The sequence below is a fragment of the Streptomyces sp. NPDC127092 genome, from assembly GCF_042722475.1.
In the GTDB taxonomy this organism is placed as follows: domain Bacteria; phylum Actinomycetota; class Actinomycetes; order Streptomycetales; family Streptomycetaceae; genus Streptomyces.
In genome coordinates this window covers 2619-3481 of the sequence record NZ_JBHXFE010000102.1, presented here as the reverse complement: position 1 = coordinate 3481, position 863 = coordinate 2619, and the positions used below count along the sequence as shown (strand labels likewise).

At 62.6% G+C, this 863-nt stretch carries 1 protein-coding gene and 1 pseudogene; both read right to left on the bottom strand.

Annotated elements, in window-relative coordinates:
- A pseudogene (locus ACFWJO_RS37395) lies at positions 1-333 on the bottom strand (C-terminal binding protein); the annotation flags it as partial.
- Positions 334-344: 11 nt separating this feature from the next.
- Positions 345-863: Lrp/AsnC family transcriptional regulator (locus ACFWJO_RS37390; RefSeq protein WP_386872577.1), on the bottom strand; the 519-nt coding region annotated here is incomplete at its 5' end.

Sequence of the window (863 nt, the reverse complement as noted above, 5' to 3'; positions counted from 1 at the left end):
CAAGGCGTGGGCCGCTACCTCTCGAGTGGCGACACCGGGGACGTTGGCCACCCAGACTCGCGAGTCAGTGGCGGCGTCGACATCGACGTTGTCTACGCCCATCGACAGCAAGGCGATGATCTTGAGCCTGGGCAGCGCGCGGATGAGATCTGCGTCGATGCGTGCGTAACCGACCATCAGGGCGTCGGCGTCCTGAGCGCCCTCGAGTATCTCTCGGCTGTCTCTGGTCCCCAGCACGCGCACGGTCCAGCCATGGCTTTCCAGCAGTTGACGTCCGGGGGTGATATCGAGTTCGTCGTAATCGGTGTACACGGCAATGGGTGATGCCTTCATGCGTGATCCTTTCAACGGGTTGGGTGATTCGCCGCGGCTGGTTTCCCGCTCGGCAGCGGAGGGTGAGATTCCGCATTGACGCCGGAGGTGAAATAGGTCCGCCGTGCGTAGTCCTCCTTGACGGAGCGCAGGTGAAACCAGGAGTGGAGTTCCGCAACGCCCCTGAGTTCCCTGATCGAGTCCAGGGCTCGGTCGATGTCCCGCGGCGTGGACCCGCGCACGGTGACGAGGGCGTCGAAGCGGCCCACGGTGGCCGCGGCGAACTCCACGTCCGTGGACTCAGCAATGCGGTGCAATGTGTCCAGGGTGTCCCCTCGCAAACTCAGCCCGACACCGGCGGTGACGATTCCTCCGCTGTATCCACGCTGTTGAACCACGAAGATTTGAGCGATGCCAGCCTCCAGTATGCGATGGGCCCGGTTACGCACCACCGAGGGTGATCTATCCACTCGCTCAGAGAGCTCTTTCCAACTCAACCGCCCGTTTTGTTCCAGATGGGCCAGGAGTTGACGGTCGATGTCATCGATATC